Raw genomic sequence first — 21,967 nt, forward strand, 5'->3', positions numbered from 1 at the left:
AACATATATGTCATAGCAAATAAATAATTTATAAATCAATTTGTATGCAAAATATTCATGATTAATAGAAATAATTTATTGAATAAATTATTTCTATTTATTGCTAATGTAATAACTTGTATTTTAACCTTTATACTAATTAAATTCGGAATTTAAATGAAATTGTAATTATTTATTTAAAGTAGAAAATACTGATAAAATTTTATAATAGTTTAAATAAGGTATTATAATAGGATTAAATGTTAGTATAAATTAACTTTCTAGCATAATTAGTAAGCAGTGCGGGGATGGATTTCCTGCAAATAAATAATAAAAATTTTATTAGGAACATACACACATGAACCTGACAAGACGCCAGTTTTTCAAGGTTACCGCAGCGGGTGCCGGCGCGACAGGACTGGCAGTGATGGGCATGGCTCCTGCCACAGCCTTTGCTGAAGTCCGCCAGTACAAACTGTTGAGGGCTACAGAAACACGTAATAACTGCACATATTGCTCAGTTGGTTGTGGTACGTTGTTGTATAGTCTGGGTGACGGTGCCAAAAACGCCAAAAAGAAAATTTTTCACATAGAAGGTGATCCCGATCATCCGGTCAGCCGCGGCAGCTTATGTCCCAAAGGCGCCTCACTGATTGACTTTGTTAACAGCCCGAACCGTGTACTGCATCCGCAGGTTCGTGAAGCCGGAAGCACAGAGTGGAAAGACATCAGCTGGGATGATGCACTGGATCGTATTGCCCGCCTGATTAAAGAAGAACGTGATGCTAATATTATTGAAAAAAATGCTGATGGTGTTACGGTTAACCGGCTGGAAAGTGTGGGTATGCTGTGCGCTTCTGCCAGCTCCAATGAAACCGGTATTCTGACTCAGAAATTCATGCGTTCGCTCGGGCTGGTTGGTGCTGATTCACAGGCACGGGTTTGTCATGGTCCGACGGTATCTGCACTGGCTGCTACGTTTGGTCGTGGAGCCATGACCAATACCTGGACTGATATCCAGAACGCCGATTTTATTCTGGTTATGGGTGGTAATGCCGCTGAAGCACATCCGGTAGGTTTTAAATGGGTTATTGAAGCCAAAAAACAAAAAGGCACTAAACTGATTGTTTGCGACCCGCGTTTTAACCGTACTGCCTCTGTAGCCGATCATTACCTGCCAATTCGTTCCGGTACCGACATAGCTTTCCTCGGAGCGGTAATCAACTGGCTGATTAAAAATGATAAAGTGCAATGGGATTATGTTAAAAACTATACCAATGCTGCCTTTATTCTAGCTGATGGCTATGGTTTTCATGAAGGTCTGTTTTCCGGACATGCCGATTACACGACTGAAGACGGCAGCGCAGCACCGGAAGCGGCTCCGAAAGGTGCCAAAGGCGGGGCTGTTTATAATAATGCCAGCTGGACATACGAGCTGGATGAAAACGGTTATGCCAAAGTAGACCCGACTTTGGAAAATCCGCGTTGCGTCTGGCAGATAATGAAAAAGCATTATGCCCAGTACACCCCGGAAATGATGCACAAAATTACCGGTACCCCGATTAAAGATTTTCTGCTGGTGTGTGAAGCTCTGGGGGCAACCTCGGCAAAAAACAAAGCCGGTACAATTCTGTATGCACTGGGCTGGACTCAGCATACTTATGGTTCGCAGAATATCCGTACCATGGCCATGATTCAGCTGATTCTGGGTAATATCGGTATGCCCGGTGGGGGTGTGAATGCTTTACGCGGCCATTCCAATATTCAGGGCTTGTCTGATCTTGGTTTGCTGTCTACCAGTCTTCCGGGCTATCTGAGCCTGCCTAACGAAAAGAAAAATCCGACTTTTGCTGATTATCTGAAAGTTCAGACACCAGCAGCCATGCGTCCGGGACAGCTTAATTACTGGAGCAATACGCCCAAATTTATGGTAAGCCTGCTCAAATGGTTCTTTGGTGATAAGGCTACCAAAGAAAATGACTGGGGCTATGACTGGCTGCCGAAGTGGGACAAAATGTATGATGTGCTGCAAATGACCGAAATGATGTATCAGGGCCAGATGCACGGATTACTGGTACAAGGTTTCAATGCCATGGGTTCCTTTCCGGATTCCAACCGTATCATCGAAGCATTTTCCCGCCTCAAGTGGATGGTAGTAATGGATCCGCTTAATACCGAAACGGCTACCTTCTGGGAAAATCATGGTGATGCGCATGACGTAGATTCCCGCTCTATCATGACGACGGTATTCCGCCTGCCTGTCCCTTGTTTTGCAGAAGAAAATGGTTCGATTGTCAATTCTTCACGCTGGCTGCAATGGCATTATGCCGGAGCCGAAGCTCCGGAAGAAGCCAGAGCCGATCTTGAGATTCTGGCTGATTTGCATTTACGTATTAAAGCTCTGTATGAGAAAGAGGGCGGTAAAGTACCTGAACCGATTCTGAACCTGAGCTGGCCGTATAAGGTACCGCATTCACCGACACCGGAAGAAATGGCACAGGAATCCAATGGCTGGGCACTCACAGATATTAAAGACGAGCAGGGTAATATTATCGTGCCTAAAGGCGGGCAACTGGATAGCTTTGCTCAGTTACGCGATGACGGCACAACAGCCTGCGCCTGCTGGATTTTTGCCGGTTCCTGGACTAAAAACGGCAACCAGATGGCACGGCGTGATAACAGCAATACCGGACTGGGTAATACCCCGGGTTGGGCATGGGCCTGGCCGGCAAACCGCCGTATTCTGTATAACCGCGCTTCCTGCGATCCGTCCGGCAAAGCCTGGGATCCTGACAGAATATTAATTCACTGGGACGGCAGCAAATGGATTGGTGCGGATGTGGCTGACTACAAGGCAGATCAGGCACCTGACACCAATATGAATCCGTTTATCATGAATGAGGAGGGTGTTGGTCGTCTGTTCTGTACCAAAAAACTGGTAGATGGCCCGTTTCCGGCATTCTATGAGCCTACTGAATCACCAGTTGGTAAAAACCTGCTCTATCCTAAAGTGCTGAATACACCCGCAGTGCGCTTGTTTGACAGCGTTAAAGGTCGTATCGGCAATAAAGATGAATTTCCTTGTGTCGGCACTACATATCGTCTGACAGAGCATTTTCAGTTCTGGACGAAATCTGTGAAATTGCTGATGATTGCTCAGCCCGAACAGTTTGTTGAAATCAGCGAAGAGCTGGCAGCACAAAAAAATATTACTAAAGGCGATACGGTTAAAATCAGTACTAAGCGCGGCTGGGTAGAGGCTAAAGCCGTGGTAACCAAACGCCTGCGTCCGTTAGAAATTAACGGGCAGACCGTCCATCAGATAGGTATTCCCCTGCATGGTGGCTGGGTGAATGTTGGTGAGAAAAAACAGTTTCTCATTAACACACTCACACCATTTGTTGGTGACTGCAATACACAGACACCAGAATACAAAACTTTTTTATGCAATATCGAAAAAGCGTGAGGGGAATAAGTCATGGCTTTACAATCTTTGGATATAAAACGTCGTTCGGCTACTAATCAGCTCACGCCGCTACCACAGGCAAGAAAACCCATTGAAATTGCCAAACTGATCGATGTTTCTACCTGTATAGGCTGCAAAGCCTGTCAGGCAGCATGTTCGGAATGGAACGACATTCGCGATGAAGTTGGCACCAATCATGGTGTATACGATAACCCGATTGACCTGAGTGCCGATAGCTGGACGGTAATGCGGTTTTCTGAAACCGAGCAATACGGCAAGCTGGAGTGGTTGATTCGTAAGGACGGCTGTATGCACTGTTCTGACCCGGGCTGTCTGAAAGCCTGCCCGTCACCGGGTGCAATCATTCAGTATGAAAATGGTATCGTCGATTTCCATCAGGAAAACTGTATTGGTTGCGGTTACTGTATTTCCGGCTGCCCGTTTAATATTCCGCGTATTTCGAAAAAAGATAACCGCGCTTACAAATGTACCCTGTGTTCCGACCGTGTGGCCGTCGGGCAGGAACCGGCCTGTGTGAAAACTTGTCCTACCGGCGCTATTCATTTCGGCAGCAAAGAAGACATGAAGTCTTTGGCCGGGGAGCGTATAAAAGACTTAAAACAGCGCGGTTTTGAGCAGGCAGGACTCTACGACCCGCAGGGTGTGGGTGGTACCCATGTTATGTATGTACTGCATCATGCGGATAAACCCAGCCTGTACCATGGTCTGCCGGACAATCCGCGTATCAGTACCACCGTTAAATTATGGAAGAGTATGCTCAAACCGATAGCAGCATTCGGTATTGCTACCGCTGCTTTTGCCGGCTGGCTGCACTACATTACCATTGGTCCGAATCGCCCTGACGATGATAAAGAACAGGTTCTGAATCGTGAAGGCGAAATCCTCAAAGATAAAGGGGACGCATAATGAAAAGATTATTAATTCAGCGATATAAAAAATCCGAGCGGTTTAATCACTGGGTAGTAGCCGGCTGCTTTGTGCTGCTGGCTGTTTCCGGTCTGGGTTTTTTCTATCCGTCTTTTTTCTGGCTCACTGAAGTTTTCGGTTCTCCGCAATTGGCACGCATCCTGCATCCGTTCATCGGAGTGGTGATGTTTCTGGGCTTTTTTATCCAGTTTTTCCGCTATGTAAAATATAATTTTTTTGAGCGGGATGATATTAAATGGTTACTGGGAATTAAGCATATTCTGCTGGGAAGAGAAATTGGTGATACTGGCAAATATAATGCTGGACAAAAATGTATGTTCTGGCTGATGTCCATCAGTATGGCACTGCTGCTTATCAGCGGGCTGATTGCCTGGCGGCAGTTTTTTTCCGGATATTTTCCAATTTGGGTGGTACGTATCGCTTTGCTAGTGCATTCTGCCTCTGCTATCCTGCTGATTGTCGGTATTATTATTCATGTATATGCCGCATTGTGGATTAAAGGCACAATTCCGGCGATGGTGGAAGGAGTGGTTAGTCAGGAATGGGCGAAAAAGCACCATCCACGCTGGTACCGCGAAATGATGGCAAAAAAAGAAGCCAAAGCGCAGCAAAATTCCACTTCACAGACAACTGAATAATTTAAATAATCATCATCTGTAGTGCTGTCTGTATGGCGTATTGTCATACAGACAGTAAAATTTTATCTTCTTGCGTGATTCGGTTAATATGTCGGTACAAGTCTTTTCCGGCTGTTACCGGTTCATAAATACAGAAACCTCATGAATTACACCCCCGCCCAAAATCGCACTGTCTGGGTGGCACAGGCTGGAGAATGCAGTAGTACCAGTGATAATATCAGTGCCGAAATCCCAGTAGCACTTGTTTATAACGGTATCTCCCATGTCGTATTAATGGCTACGCCCGCTAATATTGCCGAACTGGCATTGGGTTTCAGCCTGAGTGAAGGCATCATTGAAAATGCAGAGCAAATTTATGCGATTGAAATTACTGAACATCTGCATGGAATTGTGGCTGAGATTGAGCTGGCCAGCGCAGCATTTGCACGTTTGAAAAGTCGCCGTCGCCAGATGAGCGGACGCACTGGTTGCGGACTGTGCGGTATTGACAGTCTGGCAGCTGTTCAGCCAGAAATAGAACCGGTTTTACGCGATTGGCATGTAGAATTTAGCATAATCGGGCGTGCTTTGACCGATTTTAACCATCATCAGCAACTGCGGGCGCAAACTGGTTCAGTTCACGGCGTGGCGTGGGCTGACAAGGCAGGTAAGATTGTAACCGTCCGTGAAGATATTGGCCGGCACAATGCTTTAGACAAGCTTATTGGCTGGGGATTGCATGCAAAAGTGGATTGGAAGCATGGTTTTGTGGTATTGTCCAGTCGCGCTAGTTTTGAAATGGTAATGAAATCAGCAATAACCGGTATCGGGTGTATCGTGGCCGTATCTGCGCCCACCACCTATGCCATTGATTTGGCTCACAAGGCTAATATCACGCTGGTGGGTTTTGCGCGTCATAATCGCCAAGTAATTTATACCCATCCTCAATTTTTTCATCCTTAACGCATGTTTAAAACAAAAAATAATAGAATATACTCTATTGTTTTTGTTTCGCTTTTTAGATTGAATAAGAACTATATTACCACTTACAGTAAGGACGACTATGTTATCGATTATCAAACGATATAGCCGTAATTTGGCCTGGCAAATTTTAATCGCACTGATTATGGGGGTAGCACTGGGATTATATCTGCATACTTTTTCAGATCCTTCTCATCCCTACTACAAAACCTATCAGTCGTGGGTAATCAATGTATTACAACCGATGGGGGATATTTTTATCCGCCTGATTAAAATGATTGTGCTGCCCATCATTCTCAGTACGCTGACATTGGGTATTGCCGGACTGGGTAACTCCAAAAGTCTGGGTCGACTGGGCGGTAAAACCATTCTGTATTTTGAAATTATCACTACTATCGCCATTGGTGTGGGTTTACTTTTCGGTAATCTGTTTCACCCGGGTAGTGGCATTGATATTTCCAATCTGCACCACAGCAATGTCAGTCAGTACGTACAAAAAAGTGAAGCACTGGCCGAGAAGCCTCATGGTCTGGTTATAATGATTCTGGACATGATTCCGCATAATATATTTGATTCGCTTAGCAGCGGTGAAATTCTGCCGGTAATCTTTTTCTGTGTGTTTTTTGGTCTGGGCTTAACTAAGCTACCTGATAATCAGCGCCTGTTCTTTTCAGATTTTCTGAAAGTGATTTCAGACGTAATGTTCAAAATCACCAATATGATTATGCGTTACGCACCTATCGGGGTATTTGGTCTGATGACTGTTACCATCAGTAAATTCGGTTTCGGTTCGCTGATTCCGCTGATGAAACTGATTTTAATAGTTTATCTGGCGATGATAGTATTTACTCTGGTGATTCTGGGTGGCGTGGCCTATTTCTGCCGCTTTAACATTTTCACTATTATCAAAATTCTGAAAGATGAGCTGATAGTGGCTTTCTCAACCTCCAGCTCAGAAACTGCGCTGCCAAAAATGATTGAGAAAATGGAAGCATATGGCGCGCCGAAATCTATTACCAGCTTTGTGATTCCTACCGGATATTCATTTAATCTGGATGGTTCTACGCTGTATCAGAGTATTGCAGTTATCTTTCTGGCGCAGTTATACGGTATTTCTCTGTCGGTTAGTGATCAGGTAATGATTGTGATTACGCTGATGGTGGCTTCTAAAGGTATTGCCGGTGTACCGGGTGTATCGTTTCTGGTACTGTCTGCCACGCTGGCTACAACATCCATTCCGTTAGAAGGTCTGGGCTTTATTCTGGGTATCGACCGTATTCTGGATATGGGACGTACTGTAGTTAATGTAATCGGTAATGCTCTGGCTTCATTGGTTATTTCGCGCTGGGAACATGATTTTGATGATGAAAAAGCTCGGGAATATGAGAAATCACTTGGTATTAAATAATTAGTTTTCAGTAATAAAAAGGTTCAGAAATTTCTGAACCTTTTTTGTTATCCGATTTATCACATTTTGAAAAACAAATTGATAAGAGACATTATCTTTCTCTATTGATGGCATATAGAAAATCATAGACAGTAAATCCAGACAGAATACCTATTTTTGGTTAAACTTGGTTATTTAATTTGTTGATAATGATAACGGTACCATTACCTGAACAAGTAATACCGTTATATAACCGCGTTGATACATGAAAACACAAGTAACACCAGAAACCATACAAGCACAGGAATTTTTTCACATCCCGTTCTGGCAGCAGCCTCCTGTTGATATTTTCAGCCGGCGCGCATTGCGGCTGAATGAATTGGCTGCAGAAGATAATAGTGACTGGCAACCATACTTACAGCTACTGACTGTTATCAATAATGCTCAGCAAAATTTACTGGAGCAATATGCACAGGAAGCCTGGGTAATTCCTGAGACTGATAAAGATGAAGTTCCGCTTACTCTGGTATTACTGAGTACCAATAGAGACCTGACAGAGCGTCTGTTTACCGATTTACATGCTTTACTGCAAGCAGATTTGTCACCAACTGCTCAGCAGGTATGGAAAGAGTTATTGCAGCTCGACAGTGAAAGCCGCAACCAGTTATGCCAGCATGCATTTAATCAGCAGCTCGGGATAGCTCAGCAGGATTATCAGGTCTGGGTAAATGCAGTGGTGCAGATTGTTTATACTCATGCAGCGTTAAATCTGGCTGCTACAACGGTAAAACCTCTGTCTGAACAGGGTTTTTGCCCTTGCTGTGGTACTGATGCTGTGGGTTCAGTAATAATCGGACAGGGTGAGCTTGAAGGGCTGCGCTATTTGTGTTGTGGTGTATGCAATAGTCGCTGGCACAGTGTACGGGCACGCTGTAGTTTTTGTGATAATAGCCGTGATCTGGGCGTACATCGGATTGAACAGGTAAAAGAAGGTGTATTGTCTGGTGCAGAGGCGGAATGCTGTCCCAGCTGCCATGCTTACCGCAAACGTTATCGCTTGTCCAAGCAACAATATGCTGATCCGATTGCTGATGATTTGGCCTCTTTGGCTCTAGATATTCTGTTGAATGAAGAGGGATGGCAGCGTGGCGGAGCCAATCCGTTTTTACTGATGGGAAAAATACCCAGACATTAAATTAAGCTAAAGCTGTTTGGCTTGAATAAATAATAGGGAGTCAAGCAGCTTAAATAAGAAAATCTGATCTAACAGATGGATAACAATGATGAAGAAAACGGAGAAATTTTTTTCCAGAGTAATTGGTCCTTTAATTATCGTATTGGGGATAATCTGTTTAGCTGAAAGTAAAAGCAATCACCAGCACTATTATCTTCCTTTGCAAAATAAAGCCAAATATCTTTTATCATTGAATTGTGCACCAAACCAATGCACTACACAGGGGAAGATGATATATAACCATCCGGAAAATATATCTGCTAAATCCATCAGTACACCAATTTATCATTTTCGCTATTATTTCCAGATAGCAGATAAAATCTATATTAATGATGATTTGCGTGTTTTTAGTGAAGGTTTTGGTTTTAACAAAGCCGGATTACGCTATTTTCCTGCAGGTGGCCTGAATTCAGCTGAATTTTTTTCAGAAGAAATCATTTTTGACCCGGATAATCCAAATATAAATTTACCCGCGGCATATGCAAAAGTTCTTCATGAAATTCCCAGTCCTTATGGCTTTTTTGAAGGCTTTTTTATTATTATTGGAGGAATTATTCTTACTCTAATCAGCTACCGGAATAAAATTTTTTTAAAAAGCAGGCTTGATAAATAATTAAAGAAGTATTTCTGATACCCAATTAAAACTATTTTTTATTATTTCATCATAAAATAATTTATTATCTTTATAAATAAGACTGATATTACTGAGGCCTTCTAATATCACCATTAATTGATTGGTTATCGCCTCATTTTGTGGGTTTGGCAGGAGTTTATCGCGGATTAGATTTCGAATAAATTCTTTATGCTCCATAACCAGCTCTTTTATTGCATTGTCGTTATGGATTTCTTCTCTTGCTCTGACAAATAAGCAGCCATTGAAATCGTCTTGATTGTACCAGTCTAAATGCCATTTAAATATATGAATAATGGACTGTTGCTGGTCAAGATCAGCTATTGCTTCGGTAAGCTCTTGTTTAAATCGCAAGTCTCTTAGTTTTAAAACTTCAAAGATTAAATTGTCTTTATTGCCAAAATGTTTATATAGCGTTGTTTTAGAGCAACCTGACTGGTCTCTTATTTCATCGACTCCTACATTGCCAAAACCCTTTTGATAAAAGAGTTGTTCTGCTGTATCAGCAATTAATCTGTATGTTTTTTTCATTTATTATCCAAAGTGTTTGATAAGTGGACAGATCTGTACTATTATAAAAAATGAACAGATTTGTTCATTTTTGGTGCTGGCACTAATTGCTAACACTCAAGCTAATCTTATAGGATATAAAGAATAATGAAACCATTTTTTTTCGGCAAGGAGAAACTGCCACCAAAGCCCACAAATAGTGAATTATTGCAAAGTCTGACCGGTGGTTTCGTAGCTATATTTTTTCTGATCTGGTTTAGTCAGGTCACCGGCTATACTTTAATAATGGCACCATTTGGAGCAAGTTGTGTGCTCTTGTTTGCTGTATCTCAGTCACCACTTGCGCAGCCAAGAAATGTCATTCTGGGACATTTAATTTCAGCTTTTTGCGGGTTACTGTTTTTAAAACTATTCGGTCGTGATGTTATTATTATTGCCTTGGCTGTAGGCATAGCAATTATCGCTATGCAATATTTTCGGGCAGTGCATCCACCAGCCGGTGCTAATCCATTAGTCATTTTATTAACAGCAGATAAAATAGATTATGATTTTACTTTTCTGTTGTTTCCAGTTCTGTCCGGGTCAGTAATATTGGTAGCAATTGCTTATTTAGTTAATAATTTTTTTAATCAAACGCATTGGCCTGTCTATTGGCTGGCACTCTTTAAAGAAAAAGAAAAATAATAATAAACCTATCATGTTGTTATCAGTAAATTGAAAAAACTTTGTGATACTTTTTGGGCGCAGAAAATTGGTCAGAAGATAAGGTAATCCAGTGTATATCAGCTTATGATAAGCTCGTACTATCCGCTGAATCAGCTGTTAAAAAAATCTTAGTTGAAATGATTTATTAATCTTTTCATGTACTGATTAATGAATCATAATCTTTTGTTTAATAAAAATATTTCAGAATTTATTGTCTGAAGACTTTGATAAGCTTCAGATAAATATTAGTCGAAATCGATTTTCACGCCTTCTTTTTTAAGTATATTAGTTGCAATATTCATATCCGGCAGTGTTTCGCCGAAGTAAACCCGATTAGATAATTGCTGAGTGAATATCGAATGTATCTGGTTGAATGCACCAATAGCGGTGAGATGGGACTGACCTTTTGGATCTGTAATGGATAAGATGGATTGAGCTGGCTGGTTGGTCGAATCTGTGCCTGTGATATTGATTAAAATGTAGTGCTCATCACCTTTACCCGGATTGTATAGCAATTTCTGGCGAAATGTTTTAAAACGTTGCGTTGAGATTAAACGCCAGAAGCCACTATGAATTAATATGTAGAAAAGGCGGTTGGTTATATTGCTGTTAAAACCAATTCGTGTGGATACTGATCTGGCTTGGGTTAACATAGGCAAGATTAACTGATCAGGTGTATCAAAGCGATAAACCCGAAAACGTTTTTTATCTGTAAAGCTGACCAGCCTGCTGTCTGAAAATGGCATACAGCTTTGAGTGTGTCCCTCGGCGATGACTTCAAAAGGAATCAGCATTCTGTCCATATAATCTACAGAATTGATTCCTGAGTTATCTTGCATAGAATAGAGAATATTAATATCTATGCTGTTTATCTGTTTGAATTTAAGTGTGTGCCGGAGTATCAGGCTGGCAGCTACACCAGCCATCCATGTGGAAGAAAATACTATGGGAGCATGCAACTGGTCGAATGTATGGGTATAGGTAATCGCTGTTTTTAATTTATCCGTCCAGCGGGTGATATCAAGATAGGCAATCTGATTTTTGATGGCAAAATGCAGTACGCGGTTATCGGGATCATTGGCCAGGGTTACGATTAATTGGGGCCGGATATTGTCTGGAAGCAGTGGTGCATTGATATCGAATTGTATTGCAGATGCTTTGGATAAGGTACTGGCAAATGCAGTTGCAGTATGTATATTGCGCCCGCCAATAATAATATGTACATCCTGATAATATTGATTTAACAGTGCCGCTACTTGTTTGCCTACTACACCATAGCCACCGATTAATAATACTGACAGCTGATTGTTCATGCAGACTTTCTATTTTAGGTTGATTGACCTAAAATAATATACTAAATAATTTATTTTTGGTCAATTGACCTATTTATAAAAAGCATGATGGCTAAATTATCTCCAAAAAAAGAACAAATACTGACTACTGCCGCGCGGTTGCTGGCGACACGGGGTGGGGTGAATTTCAGTATGCGGATAGTGGCAGATGAAATGGGAATACGGTTAAGTAATCTGCAATATTATTTTCCTACGCTGGAAAAACTCTTTAGCGCGTTGGTTGAAAATATGCTGCTACTGGTTGAGCGGAAAATAAATCTTGCGCTAAAAAGTGATGCTGAAACGATGAGTGTACTGATAGATATCATTTGCTCAGAACTTGATGATGTTTACAATTGTCAGTTAATGTGGGAAATCTGGGCACTGTCTGAACGAACAACAGAAGCTCATCATGCTATTGATTTGTTTTATCAGGAATATTTAAAAAAAATAGCTTGTTTCGTCCAATCACAGAATACTTTACTCAATAATGATGAAATACAGCGACGCGCATTAATCATTGTTAGCTTGCTCGAAGGCGTATGGGTGGTCGCGGGTAAAAAACGCTCGGGCATTGAGTTGGATAAAATTAAGGCAGATTTACTGCATACGATTAATCTGATTATCAGCAGCACCTGATCACGATGCGCAATATATTTATAAAAACAAATTGAGCAGTAATTTAAACCAAATATAGTCGGCCATTAGCAAATTGAAATTCTGCTCGGGTTATCAGATTATTTGGCTAATCAGATAATAAAATCAGAAAAATCCTGATTATATGAAAGCCGGAAAAAGCTCTCTTGCTTTTTCCGGCCTTATTTTTGCTGAATAATTTATTTTTTATATCGGATAAACTGTCAGCCACTGTCCTTGCTGAATATCAGTTTGTGCAGGAATATCGATTAATACCTGTGCATTCACGCAACCGGAAAGCATATGTGAACCCTGTTTATTTAATGGAATAACCTCCGGACCATTATTGGTAAAGCGCAAGGTTCCGCGCAGGAATTCGCGTCGTTTTTGCCGGTTCGGGGTTATGCTGAAAGCAGCTTTGGCCTGATAGCATTCGGGTAGTGCTTGCAGAATATGACGCCCGGCGGCTGTTTGCAGTGCCGGTAGTCCAAGCAGTTTGAAGGTAACAAAGCTGGCTACCGGATTGCCGGGCAGAAGCATGACGCGGCATTCACCGATACAGCCCCAGCCAAAGGGTTTACCCGGTTTTATCGCCAGTTTCCAGTGTTCTATACTGCCTAATTGTTGCAGTGCCGGTTTAACCAGATCACGATCACCTACAGAAGCACCACCGGAAATAATAATGCTGTGGCTGCTGGTGGCGGCTTTGGAAAGGGTTTCGGTGATGATATCGAGATTATCCGGCAGAATACCGCCGTCAATGATTTCAATAAATGTGTAAGTTTGAAGACAGGCCAGCAACATGGGGCGATTACTATCATATATCTGATGTTGCTGTAACTGGCTATTGCCGCTTACCAGTTCATCACCGGTGGTAAATACGCTTACACGCAGTTTTTGGTAAACCTGTAGTTCACTGAATCCCTGTGAGGCGGCCAGTCCGATTGCCTGAGCATTAAGTAATGCACCTTTTTCCAGTAAAGTTGCCCCTTGTTTCAGCTCTTCGCCCTGACGGCGAATGTTTTCATTGGCAACGGGTGTGCTGGTGCAGCTGAGGGTGAGTCCTTCAACGCAGGTGTTCTCCTGCATAATTACTGCATCAGTATTTACCGGAATTCCGGCACCAGTGTAGATACGCATAGCCTGACCGTGTTGCAGGGTTAGCTGTCGTGTATCTCCTGCTGCGGCTGTATCGGTTAGTTGCCATTCAGAGCAATCGAGTCCGCATATCGCATAGCCGTCCATAGCGCTGTTGTCGAATGCGGGAGAGTCTGTAGTAGCAATAATGCTTTGGGCGAGGATGCGCCCGGCAGCCTGATTAAGCGGTAAGGTTTCAGTATCGACTATGCGGCTTGCCTGTTGTAACAGGGCTTCCTGCCCTTGATAAAAATCCATCATAAGGTTGTTTCTCCGCTGCGCATGCTGGTAAACATTGCGCTGCTGTTATAGTTGGTAAACGGAATACTGTCGGCAAAGGTAACGATAGCATGCCGGTATGGCAGAATGACGGAGCGGACACTGTGTTTGCCAGTGCTGTTAAGCTGTTGCCGGATATGCTGTAAGTGACGACGCCGCATCTGACAAACGACAGGGTGCAGAGTGAAAGAATCTGCGGCGCAAACAATATCAAGTTCAGGCTGGCCGGATAGTTTCTGATACAAACCGGCAATGATATCGGTGTTGAGTAATGGCAGGTCACACGGTACTATTTGCAGATATTCAATAGCTTCCGGTAAATGTTGTGCAGCACTGATGATACCGGCAAGTGGTCCCATCCCGCTATAGGCTGGCAAATCAGAATATACGGGATAGCCGTATTTTTCTATTCGGGCAATATCCCGGTTGGCACTGATAATAATGTGCTCGCTGCAGTGGCCAAGCTGATGCAGAATATGTTCCAGCAATGGCTGACCATTTAGTGTCAGCAGGGCTTTATTGGCACCACCTACACGGGTACCGAGTCCGCCGGCCAGAATAATCAGCCCGAGATTTGCATTTATTCCCATGACTGTGTGCGCAGCCGGTCTGTATGTTTCATTTCTACCCAGTGCTGCTGACCATTGGCAAAACATTCTTTTTTCCAGAATGGTGCTTCGGTTTTGAGGTAGTCCATAATAAAATGATTGGCCTGATAAGCATGTTCGCGATGGCCGCTGGCAGTAAGTACCAGTACTATTTGTGCGCCTATTGGTAATTCACCCACACGATGAATGACGCAGGCGTAGGGTAAAGACCAGCGTTCGCTGGCACGGGTGATGATTTTGCTGATTTCCTGCTCGGTTACTTCCGGCATATGAGTGAGATACAGATGACTCAGTGGTTGCTGCGGGTTATCGTTGCCGCGCACTTTACCAATAAAACTGACTACAGCTCCGCAATCCGGCGCATTTTTTTCAGCCAGTGCCAGCTCATGACTGAGGTTGAAGTCTTCTGTCTGTATTTGTATGCGTGTCTGCATTTTAACCTCCGGTTACTGGTGGTAGCAGTGCGATGCTGTCTCCGTCTCTAATGGCTGTGTTGCCATGCTGAATAATATTATTTACAGCAATTTTATATACTTTTCCCTCGGCCAGTACCTCGGAGAACGGTATTCCGCGCTGCCGCAGATAGGCGAGCAGGGTATTGCTGTCATCAAAACTGCATGCAAGCTCTTCCTGTGCCATGCCCAGTTCTTCGGCAAAGCGTGCCAGATAAATCACCGTAATCATGATAAAGACATAGTTAAACCAATAATCGTTTATTATGCCGTGTTTTTTCTTTTTATGGCAGATAGCTGCTGCCAATGCTATTGGATTTAAGTAATAATTTAGGATAAAATGCCGTTCTTTTCTTAATTATTCCAATCATTTGCCTTATTCTGAAATTTTTTTCTGATAACAGGCTTTTACCTATCTCATGCTGATTGACCGCTTCAACAGACGTATTGATTATTTACGAATTTCGGTAACGGATAAATGTGATTTGCGCTGTACTTATTGTATTCCGCAGGGATTCACAGAGTTTGAAAAACCGGTCAACTGGCTGTCGTTTGCTGAGATTGAGCGTGTTGCCGGCGCATTTGCCCGTATGGGCGTGTCACGTTTCCGTTTAACCGGCGGCGAACCGCTATTGCGCAAAAATCTGCCCGATCTGGTTGCACGGCTGGCGGCATTACCCGGGGTTTCAGATTTGTCGTTAACCACCAATGGTACGCAACTGGACAGGTTTGCCTATGATTTACGCAAAGCTGGACTAAACCGGCTGAATGTGAGTCTGGACTCACTGCGGCGTGAATGTGTACAGGAGATTTCCGGTAAGGATAGCTTTGATAAGGTAATAAATAGTCTTCAGACGGCACGCGATGCAGGCTTTGAGCAGATTAAAATTAATATGGTGCCACTGCCGGGGGTTAATACCGGTGATATAGAGGATATGGTGGCGTTCTGTATTGCCAATGGTTTTATTCTGCGCCTGATTGAAGTAATGCCGATGGGTGTAAGCGCCCGCGGACTGGATTATTTTAATTTACTGGAACTGATTGAAAATCTGCGCCCGAAATATCAGTTGCATGAAAGTAAACGTGTCTATGGCGGCGGGCCAGCTAAATACTGGGAAAGTGCGGATGGCCGATTTACTTTAGGACTGATTACGCCACGTTCCCAGCATTTCTGTGCCACCTGTAACCGGGTACGTATGTCTGTTGATGGGACATTGTATTTGTGTCTGGGGCAGGAACAGAGTATGGCATTAAAACCTTTATTAATGGCAAATTGTTCTGATGCTCTGCTGGAGCAGGCAATTCAGCAGGCAGTGGATTTAAAGCCGGAAAAACATGAATTCAATGAAAAACCGGATAAAATTGTGCGCATTATGGCCAAAACCGGTGGTTAGTATCCTGGTTATTGCAGTTACCGGAGAACAAAAGCCCGCTCAGGAGAGCGGGCTTTTGGTTTAGAAATAAATCAGAACAGGATGAGTGTCCACGGTAACAGATAAGTTTGTACGACGGTAAATAAGCCGGCGATTACACAGAAAAGCAGGCTATGACGTACGGTAAAGCGGAACAGATCTGATTCTTTACCGGCCAGACCCACAGCAGCGCAGGCAATGGCAATAGACTGCGGTGAAATCATTTTACCGGTTACACCACCAACTGAGTTAACTGCTACAGCCAGTACCGGATCCATACCTACCTGCATAGCAGTATTAGCCTGCAGGGCGCCAAACAGAGCATTGGCAGATGTGTCTGAACCGGTGAGGAAAACGCCTACCCAGCCAAGGAATGGTGAGAAAAACGGAAATGCTTTGCCGGTATCAGCCAGCGCCAGAGCCAGTGTAGAGGAAAGACCGGAATAATTAACCACATATGCAAAAGCCAGTACTAATCCGATAGACAGTACCGGATAGCGTAAGTCGTACAGAGTATGTTTGAATGTGTCGACAGCCAGACGTGGTTTTATTTTTAATAGCAATATGGAAATAATGGCAGCCAGCAGTATGGATGTGCCCACTGCTCCTAACAGATTAAGTTTAAATTCGGCTGCGATAGGGGTGTTTTCCGTTACGATAGGTGCGGTTTTAATCACCAGATTATCAAGCCACGGCCATTGAATTTTAATCAGGCTAAATGAGTTAAACCATTCTTGCAGCGGTTTGATTGTCCAGACCGCAACACAAACGGTCAGAATAATGAAAGGCGACCAGGCCAGGGCAATTTGTTTGGCGCAGTATTCTGGAGTACTGCGTTGTTTTTCAGGCTGCTGCATGCCGCTGAACGTAAATATCTGTTTCGGCTGCCAGACCCGAAGAAACAGTGCCAGACACACCATACTAACCAGGGCAGATGTAACATCCGGCAATTCAGGTCCGACAAAATTGGCTGTGATGAACTGGGTAGCGGCAAAAGAAACACCGGAAACCAGTAAAGCAGGCCATGTCTGACGAATACCGCGCATCCCGTCCATGATGAATATCAGATAAAACGGAATAACGACAGACATCATAGGTAACTGCCGGCCGGCAAGCTGACCGATATGAAACGGATCAATACCTGATACTTGTCCGCCAACCAGAATCGGAATGCCCAGTGCGCCGAATGCTACTGGTGCGGTATCGGCAATCAGACACAGTCCGGCTGCATATAATGGTTTGAAACCAAGACCTACGAGTAGGGCTGCACTGATGGCAACAGGTGCACCAAATCCGGCTGCACCTTCCAGAAAAGAACCAAAGCAAAAACCAATCAGCAGCAATTGCAAACGCTGATCTTTAGTAATGGACAGAATAGATGAGCGAATGATGTCAAACTGTCCGCTTTTAACCGTAAGATTATAGAGAAAAACTGCGGTAATAATAATCCAGGCAATTGGCCACAGACCATAAAAGAAACCATACAAGGCAGAGGACAGGGCGAGAGCGACCGGCATTTTATATGCGGCAACAGCCACGATAATTGACAGAATCAGCGTAATGGCTCCGGCAACGTGGCCTTTCATGCGCAAAACTGTGAGTGCTGCAAAAAAAAATATGATAGGTAAAAGGGCTGCCAGCAATGTGAGATAAATGCTGTTGCCTAATGCCGAGTAACTTTGTACCCATTGGTGCATATATTTCTCCTCAATGTATGAGTCTGTGTGTGATAAGTTGATTGGTATGTGCGTTTTTTGAAAATGCTGAGTACTATTAATTTTTTTAATGCTAACTAATACATAATGCCTTGCAGGCTGTTACTTTAAAAAATAAAAATGTTAACGTCAATGTTTGTATTTTATATTTTAATCTTTGTAATTAAAGCCGATGCGGCTGAATAAGTTTTTTTTATGCTCAATCAGAAGATAAATTTGTGATAATAATATGTTAATTATTTATTTTATTAGATTTTAGTATCTGAGAAAGCAGATTATTTTTAATTATGGGCTGGTTTGATTAAGTGATTTATAACTATATTGTTAATTTGATGTATGCTAGTGATAGCAGAGTTTAATTACTGTCTGTATACTGATACAGCAGAATGATAGATGTACAGTACTTGATTGTTGTGCGGCAAGAATAATATGAATGTTGTGCTGGCGCAGAAATACAGCTGTTTGTATACCGATTGTCTTTTATCAGCCAAAAAATTGTGTTTGTCACAAAGTTGTCATGTTGGTCTTTTACAATAAGTCAGGGTAATTCCTAACATTAGGGAGAAAGCTGTGTCTGCTTCGTCTGCGGCTTCGTCGTCTGGGGCAATTATGTCTGCATCTAGTAAAACCAGTAAAGTAAGTAAAATTTTATTCCTGCTGATACTAATGGGTGGTCTTGCCTATGCCGGCGTTTGTATTTATCATGATTTGCAGGGAATTCCCACTTCTTCATTGTTGGTATATGCCTTATTAACAGTAGCACTTCTGATTGCGCTGGCGTTTGAGTTTGTGAATGGTTTTCATGACACCGCTAATGCAGTGGCCAGTGTTATCTATACACGTTCGCTTAAACCCAATACTGCGGTAATCTGGTCCGGAACGTTCAATTTTCTCGGGGTGATGCTCTCTACCGGTGCCGTGGCTTATGGTGTGATTTCTTTACTGCCGGTGGAGCTGATTCTGCATATGGGCAGTGATGTTGGCTACGCGATGATTTTTGCTTTGCTCTCAGCAGCCATTATCTGGAATCTGAGCACATGGTGGCTTGGCTTACCGGCTTCCAGCTCGCATACTCTGATTGGCTCAATTATCGGTGTGGGGGTGGCTAATCAGCTGATGTCGGCACATCAGGGAACCAGCGGTGTAAGCTGGAATCAGGTAATTAATGTTGGTGAATCGTTATTATTTTCGCCGTTGCTCGGTTTTATTCTGGCTGCTTTGCTGTTAATTCTGTCTAAAAAATTATTGCGTATCCCTGCTTTATATAAAGCACCGGAAAATGATATGCCACCACCCTGGCCGATTCGTCTGCTGCTGATTTTTACCTGTACTACAGTAAGTTTTGCCCATGGCTCAAATGACGGACAAAAGGGTATGGGTCTGATTATGCTGATTCTGATTGGTACCGTGCCCATGGCGTATGCTCTTAACCATACTGTACCCAAGGAGGAATGGGCAAAATTTTCAGCTCATTCAGTGGCTGCACAGAAAACCATCCATGATTTGCTGCCAGCGGGCTTTGTGTTGCAACAAGGTACAGATGTGCGGGCACAGGTAACGGCTTTAGTGGAAAATAAACAGGGTACGCCGCAACAACTGGACGCACTGGCTCAGTTGGTAGAAATTGTGGCGCATGATGTGAGTAAAAGCGACAGTCTGCGTAATTTACCGCCTGAACAGGTAGGTAATATCCGCAACGATATGTATCTGGTGTCTGAATCAATGACCTTGTTGCAAAAAAATGCCCTGGTTCATCAATACAGTCTTAATCAGGTACAGATGGACAGTTTAAAGACATATCACACGTCAATTGATCATGCCACTAAGTATATTCCGGTTTGGGTAAAGGTACTGGTTGCACTGGCACTCGGACTGGGTACACTGGTTGGCTGGAAACGGATTGTGGTAACAGTGGGTGAAAAAATCGGCAAAACCCATTTGTCCTATGCACAGGGTGCTTCTGCGGAACTGGTAACGGCCACGCTGATTTTTGCTGCTGATCGCTTTGGTCTGCCAGTAAGCACTACACATGTACTGACTTCCGGTATAGCCGGTACGATGGCTGCCAATAAAAGTGGTCTGCAAAAATCCACAATTCGTAATCTGGTGATGGCATGGGTACTTACTCTGCCGGTTTCCATTCTGCTGGCCGGAGGCTTATTTTGGTTTTTTCGGATGATTTTCTGAGTATGTATTACTATTTGTGTTCTGAGTGGTTACAAACTCTGTAATAATTTGCCAAATGCTCTTGCATGGTACGGTATTTCACAGTTTAATGTCGGTTTAGTGGTGGCTGTGCTGGTGCACGTCATAGATACTTGCTTCCTCCCGTTATAACGGGGCATACAAATTGGAAATCGTGTATGAAAAAATTACTGGTATTGTCAGCCATCGTAAGCTTGCTGATAGTTGCCTGCTCGGATGCCGGTACAGCAAATAAAGATGCTGCTTCCAATACTTCCAATAACGGAGTCATGAATCCGACTGACCAGCTTAATATCTATAACTGGTCTGACTATGTTGACCCTGATACAGTAAAAAATTTTGAAAAAGAAAATAATATCAAGGTTCGTTACGATTATTATGATAGTAACGAAACATTAGAGGCCAAGATTTTGATTGGTCGTTCCGGCTATGATCTGGTTGTACCATCCATTGCCAATGTCGGTCGGGAAATTAAAGCTGGTGCTTACCGGCCGGTAGATAAAAGCCAGCTGTCCTATTACAATAATATCGACCCGAATCTGTTGAAAATGATGGATAAGGTAGATCCGGGTAATAAATATGCAGTGCCTTATTTCTGGGGTATTAATACTATCGGTATCAATACCGCTATGGTAGAGAAAGCACTTGATGGCAAATTACCGGATAATCTCTGGGATCTGGTATTTAATCCGGAATATACACATAAACTGAAAAATTGCGGTATTTCTCTGTTTGACAGCCCTACAGAGCTGTATCCGCTGGCTTTGCATTATTTAGGTAAAGACCCGAACAGCAGTGAACCGGATGATATCCGTGCTGCAACCAATCTGATTAAATCCGTACGTAATGATGTGAAACGTTTTAGCTCATCAGGCTATATTGATGATATGGCTCGCGGTGATCTGTGTGTGGCTACCGGTTACGGTGGTGATTTAAACATCGCTAAAAAACGTGCTGAGGATGCTAAAAGTGGCGTGCATTTACAGGTGCTGGCACCGAAAGAAGGGGTTGGAATCTGGGTTGATTCGTTTATGATTCCTAAAGATGCCCAGAATGTAGCCAATGCTCTGAAATACATCAATTACACACTCGAACCTAAAGTTGCAGCGAAAAATGGTAATTATGTGACTTTTGCACCAGCCAGTAAACCGGCACGAGCACTGATGAGAAGTGAAATTAGTAGCGACCCCAGCATATTTCCCACTCAGGAAGTACTGGATAAGAGTTTTATCGTATCACCGAAATCACAGGATGCTGTGCGTCTGGCTGTGCGCCTGTTCCAGCAGGTAAAAGCAGGGCAGTAGCTGTTTGATTTACGCGCACGCAGGTTTCAATAAAAAACGAATCGTTCCGGTTCGTTTTTTATTTAGGATGATTAGCTTATCTTGGAGAATCATCGGAACATAATACTCTTTATATGGGTGTAGTATGCTGATAATGGCAGAATCGTTATAGATATTAGCTGTCAGAATATGGGTAAACACTTATAATCAGAGGCTACACACCAGTTCTGACTGCTGAAGGTCAGACAAAATTTGAGAGTGAATATCAGCATATTTTCATATAGTAGATAGTAAATCAATGAAATTATCAGTCATTATCGGAAGTAATGATTTTTTATTCATTTAAAATAAAAGTTTGTTCTGAGATTTACACGCTTAATCTTTAATCTGACTGGCTGCTCACGGCCGGATAAAAAGTGTAAAGAGCAGCAGCGTTAGCAGAATAAAGGTT

19 protein-coding genes are annotated in these 21,967 nt (G+C 43.0%); 12 read left to right on the forward strand and 7 right to left on the reverse strand.

Going from position 1 to position 21,967, the window contains the following annotated elements; genetic code table 11:
* Positions 1–337: 337 nt before the first annotated feature.
* The 7 genes from fdnG (at position 338) to H3T75_RS07785 (ending at position 9,225) form a co-directional block, all read left to right on the forward strand.
* Positions 338–3,445: a formate dehydrogenase-N subunit alpha gene (gene fdnG / locus H3T75_RS07755; RefSeq protein ID WP_198211433.1), complete on the forward strand. Its 3,108-nt coding sequence runs from the start codon at positions 338–340 to the stop codon at positions 3,443–3,445.
* Positions 3,446–3,457: 12 nt separating this feature from the next.
* Positions 3,458–4,372 (forward strand): formate dehydrogenase subunit beta, encoded by a 915-nt coding sequence (fdxH, locus tag H3T75_RS07760; RefSeq protein ID WP_025330239.1) that lies wholly within the window; start codon positions 3,458–3,460, stop codon positions 4,370–4,372.
* Positions 4,372–5,031 (forward strand): formate dehydrogenase subunit gamma, encoded by a 660-nt coding sequence (locus H3T75_RS07765; protein ID WP_025330240.1) that lies wholly within the window; start codon positions 4,372–4,374, stop codon positions 5,029–5,031. Before fdxH ends, H3T75_RS07765 begins: the two co-directional genes overlap by 1 nt.
* 141 nt (positions 5,032–5,172) lie before the next feature.
* Positions 5,173–5,973, forward strand: a complete 801-nt coding sequence (fdhD, locus tag H3T75_RS07770) for a formate dehydrogenase accessory sulfurtransferase FdhD (RefSeq protein WP_025330241.1) — start codon at positions 5,173–5,175, stop codon at positions 5,971–5,973.
* A 100-nt stretch (positions 5,974–6,073) separates the two neighbouring features.
* On the forward strand, positions 6,074–7,399 hold the full coding sequence (locus H3T75_RS07775) for a cation:dicarboxylate symporter family transporter (protein ID WP_037393559.1): 1,326 nt from the start codon (positions 6,074–6,076) through the stop codon (positions 7,397–7,399).
* A 244-nt stretch (positions 7,400–7,643) separates the two neighbouring features.
* Positions 7,644–8,573: a formate dehydrogenase accessory protein FdhE gene (locus tag H3T75_RS07780; protein WP_198211434.1), complete on the forward strand. Its 930-nt coding sequence runs from the start codon at positions 7,644–7,646 to the stop codon at positions 8,571–8,573.
* Between the two features lie 199 nt (positions 8,574–8,772).
* A complete protein-coding gene (locus H3T75_RS07785) occupies positions 8,773–9,225 on the forward strand; it encodes a hypothetical protein (RefSeq protein WP_198211435.1) in 453 nt (150 codons plus the stop codon).
* Here H3T75_RS07785 and H3T75_RS07790 read toward each other — a convergent pair whose 3' ends face one another.
* Positions 9,226–9,774: a TetR/AcrR family transcriptional regulator gene (locus tag H3T75_RS07790; RefSeq protein WP_198211436.1), complete on the reverse strand. Its 549-nt coding sequence runs from the start codon at positions 9,772–9,774 to the stop codon at positions 9,226–9,228.
* Positions 9,775–10,038: 264 nt separating this feature from the next.
* Between H3T75_RS07790 and H3T75_RS07795 the strand changes: the two genes are divergently transcribed.
* Positions 10,039–10,437, forward strand: coding sequence for an HPP family protein (locus H3T75_RS07795; RefSeq protein WP_198211437.1), 399 nt, complete (start codon positions 10,039–10,041; stop codon positions 10,435–10,437).
* Between the two features lie 266 nt (positions 10,438–10,703).
* On the opposite strand, the gene H3T75_RS07800 is transcribed toward H3T75_RS07795, so the two are convergent.
* Positions 10,704–11,771: a hypothetical protein gene (locus tag H3T75_RS07800; RefSeq protein ID WP_198211438.1), complete on the reverse strand. Its 1,068-nt coding sequence runs from the start codon at positions 11,769–11,771 to the stop codon at positions 10,704–10,706.
* Between the two features lie 87 nt (positions 11,772–11,858).
* Here H3T75_RS07800 and H3T75_RS07805 point away from each other — a divergent pair, with 87 nt between their 5' ends.
* A complete protein-coding gene (locus tag H3T75_RS07805) occupies positions 11,859–12,428 on the forward strand; it encodes a TetR/AcrR family transcriptional regulator (RefSeq protein ID WP_232339960.1) in 570 nt (189 codons plus the stop codon).
* A 204-nt stretch (positions 12,429–12,632) separates the two neighbouring features.
* On the opposite strand, the gene glp is transcribed toward H3T75_RS07805, so the two are convergent.
* Genes glp through H3T75_RS07825 form a run of 4 tightly spaced genes read right to left on the reverse strand, consistent with a single transcriptional unit; the run spans position 12,633 to position 15,133 of the window.
* Positions 12,633–13,823, reverse strand: a complete 1,191-nt coding sequence (gene glp, locus H3T75_RS07810) for a gephyrin-like molybdotransferase Glp (protein ID WP_198211440.1) — start codon at positions 13,821–13,823, stop codon at positions 12,633–12,635.
* Positions 13,820–14,431, reverse strand: a complete 612-nt coding sequence (locus tag H3T75_RS07815; RefSeq protein ID WP_198211441.1) for a molybdenum cofactor guanylyltransferase — start codon at positions 14,429–14,431, stop codon at positions 13,820–13,822. The genes glp and H3T75_RS07815 overlap by 4 nt, the downstream gene beginning before the upstream one ends.
* Positions 14,422–14,883, reverse strand: coding sequence for a molybdenum cofactor biosynthesis protein MoaE (locus H3T75_RS07820; RefSeq protein WP_198211442.1), 462 nt, complete (start codon positions 14,881–14,883; stop codon positions 14,422–14,424). Before H3T75_RS07820 ends, H3T75_RS07815 begins: the two co-directional genes overlap by 10 nt.
* A gap of 1 nt (position 14,884) precedes the next feature.
* Complete coding sequence (locus tag H3T75_RS07825; RefSeq protein WP_025330251.1) at positions 14,885–15,133, reverse strand: MoaD/ThiS family protein; 249 nt, start codon at positions 15,131–15,133, stop codon at positions 14,885–14,887.
* A 187-nt stretch (positions 15,134–15,320) separates the two neighbouring features.
* On the opposite strand from H3T75_RS07825, the gene moaA reads away from it, so the two are divergent.
* Positions 15,321–16,295, forward strand: coding sequence for a GTP 3',8-cyclase MoaA (moaA, locus tag H3T75_RS07830; protein ID WP_037393542.1), 975 nt, complete (start codon positions 15,321–15,323; stop codon positions 16,293–16,295).
* A gap of 71 nt (positions 16,296–16,366) precedes the next feature.
* Here the strand turns inward: moaA and H3T75_RS07835 are convergent, their stop codons facing one another.
* Positions 16,367–18,010 carry a lactate permease LctP family transporter gene (locus H3T75_RS07835; protein WP_198211443.1) on the reverse strand — a complete coding sequence of 548 codons (1,644 nt, stop codon included), beginning with the start codon at positions 18,008–18,010 and terminating at the stop codon, positions 16,367–16,369.
* A gap of 588 nt (positions 18,011–18,598) precedes the next feature.
* Here H3T75_RS07835 and H3T75_RS07840 point away from each other — a divergent pair.
* Positions 18,599–20,215: an inorganic phosphate transporter gene (locus H3T75_RS07840; protein WP_198211444.1), complete on the forward strand. Its 1,617-nt coding sequence runs from the start codon at positions 18,599–18,601 to the stop codon at positions 20,213–20,215.
* 176 nt (positions 20,216–20,391) lie between these two features.
* On the forward strand, positions 20,392–21,537 hold the full coding sequence (locus H3T75_RS07845) for a polyamine ABC transporter substrate-binding protein (protein WP_025330255.1): 1,146 nt from the start codon (positions 20,392–20,394) through the stop codon (positions 21,535–21,537).
* Positions 21,538–21,967: the final 430 nt, after the last annotated feature.

This window comes from Snodgrassella sp. W8135, from assembly GCF_016101225.1.
Classification (GTDB): domain Bacteria; phylum Pseudomonadota; class Gammaproteobacteria; order Burkholderiales; family Neisseriaceae; genus Snodgrassella; species Snodgrassella alvi.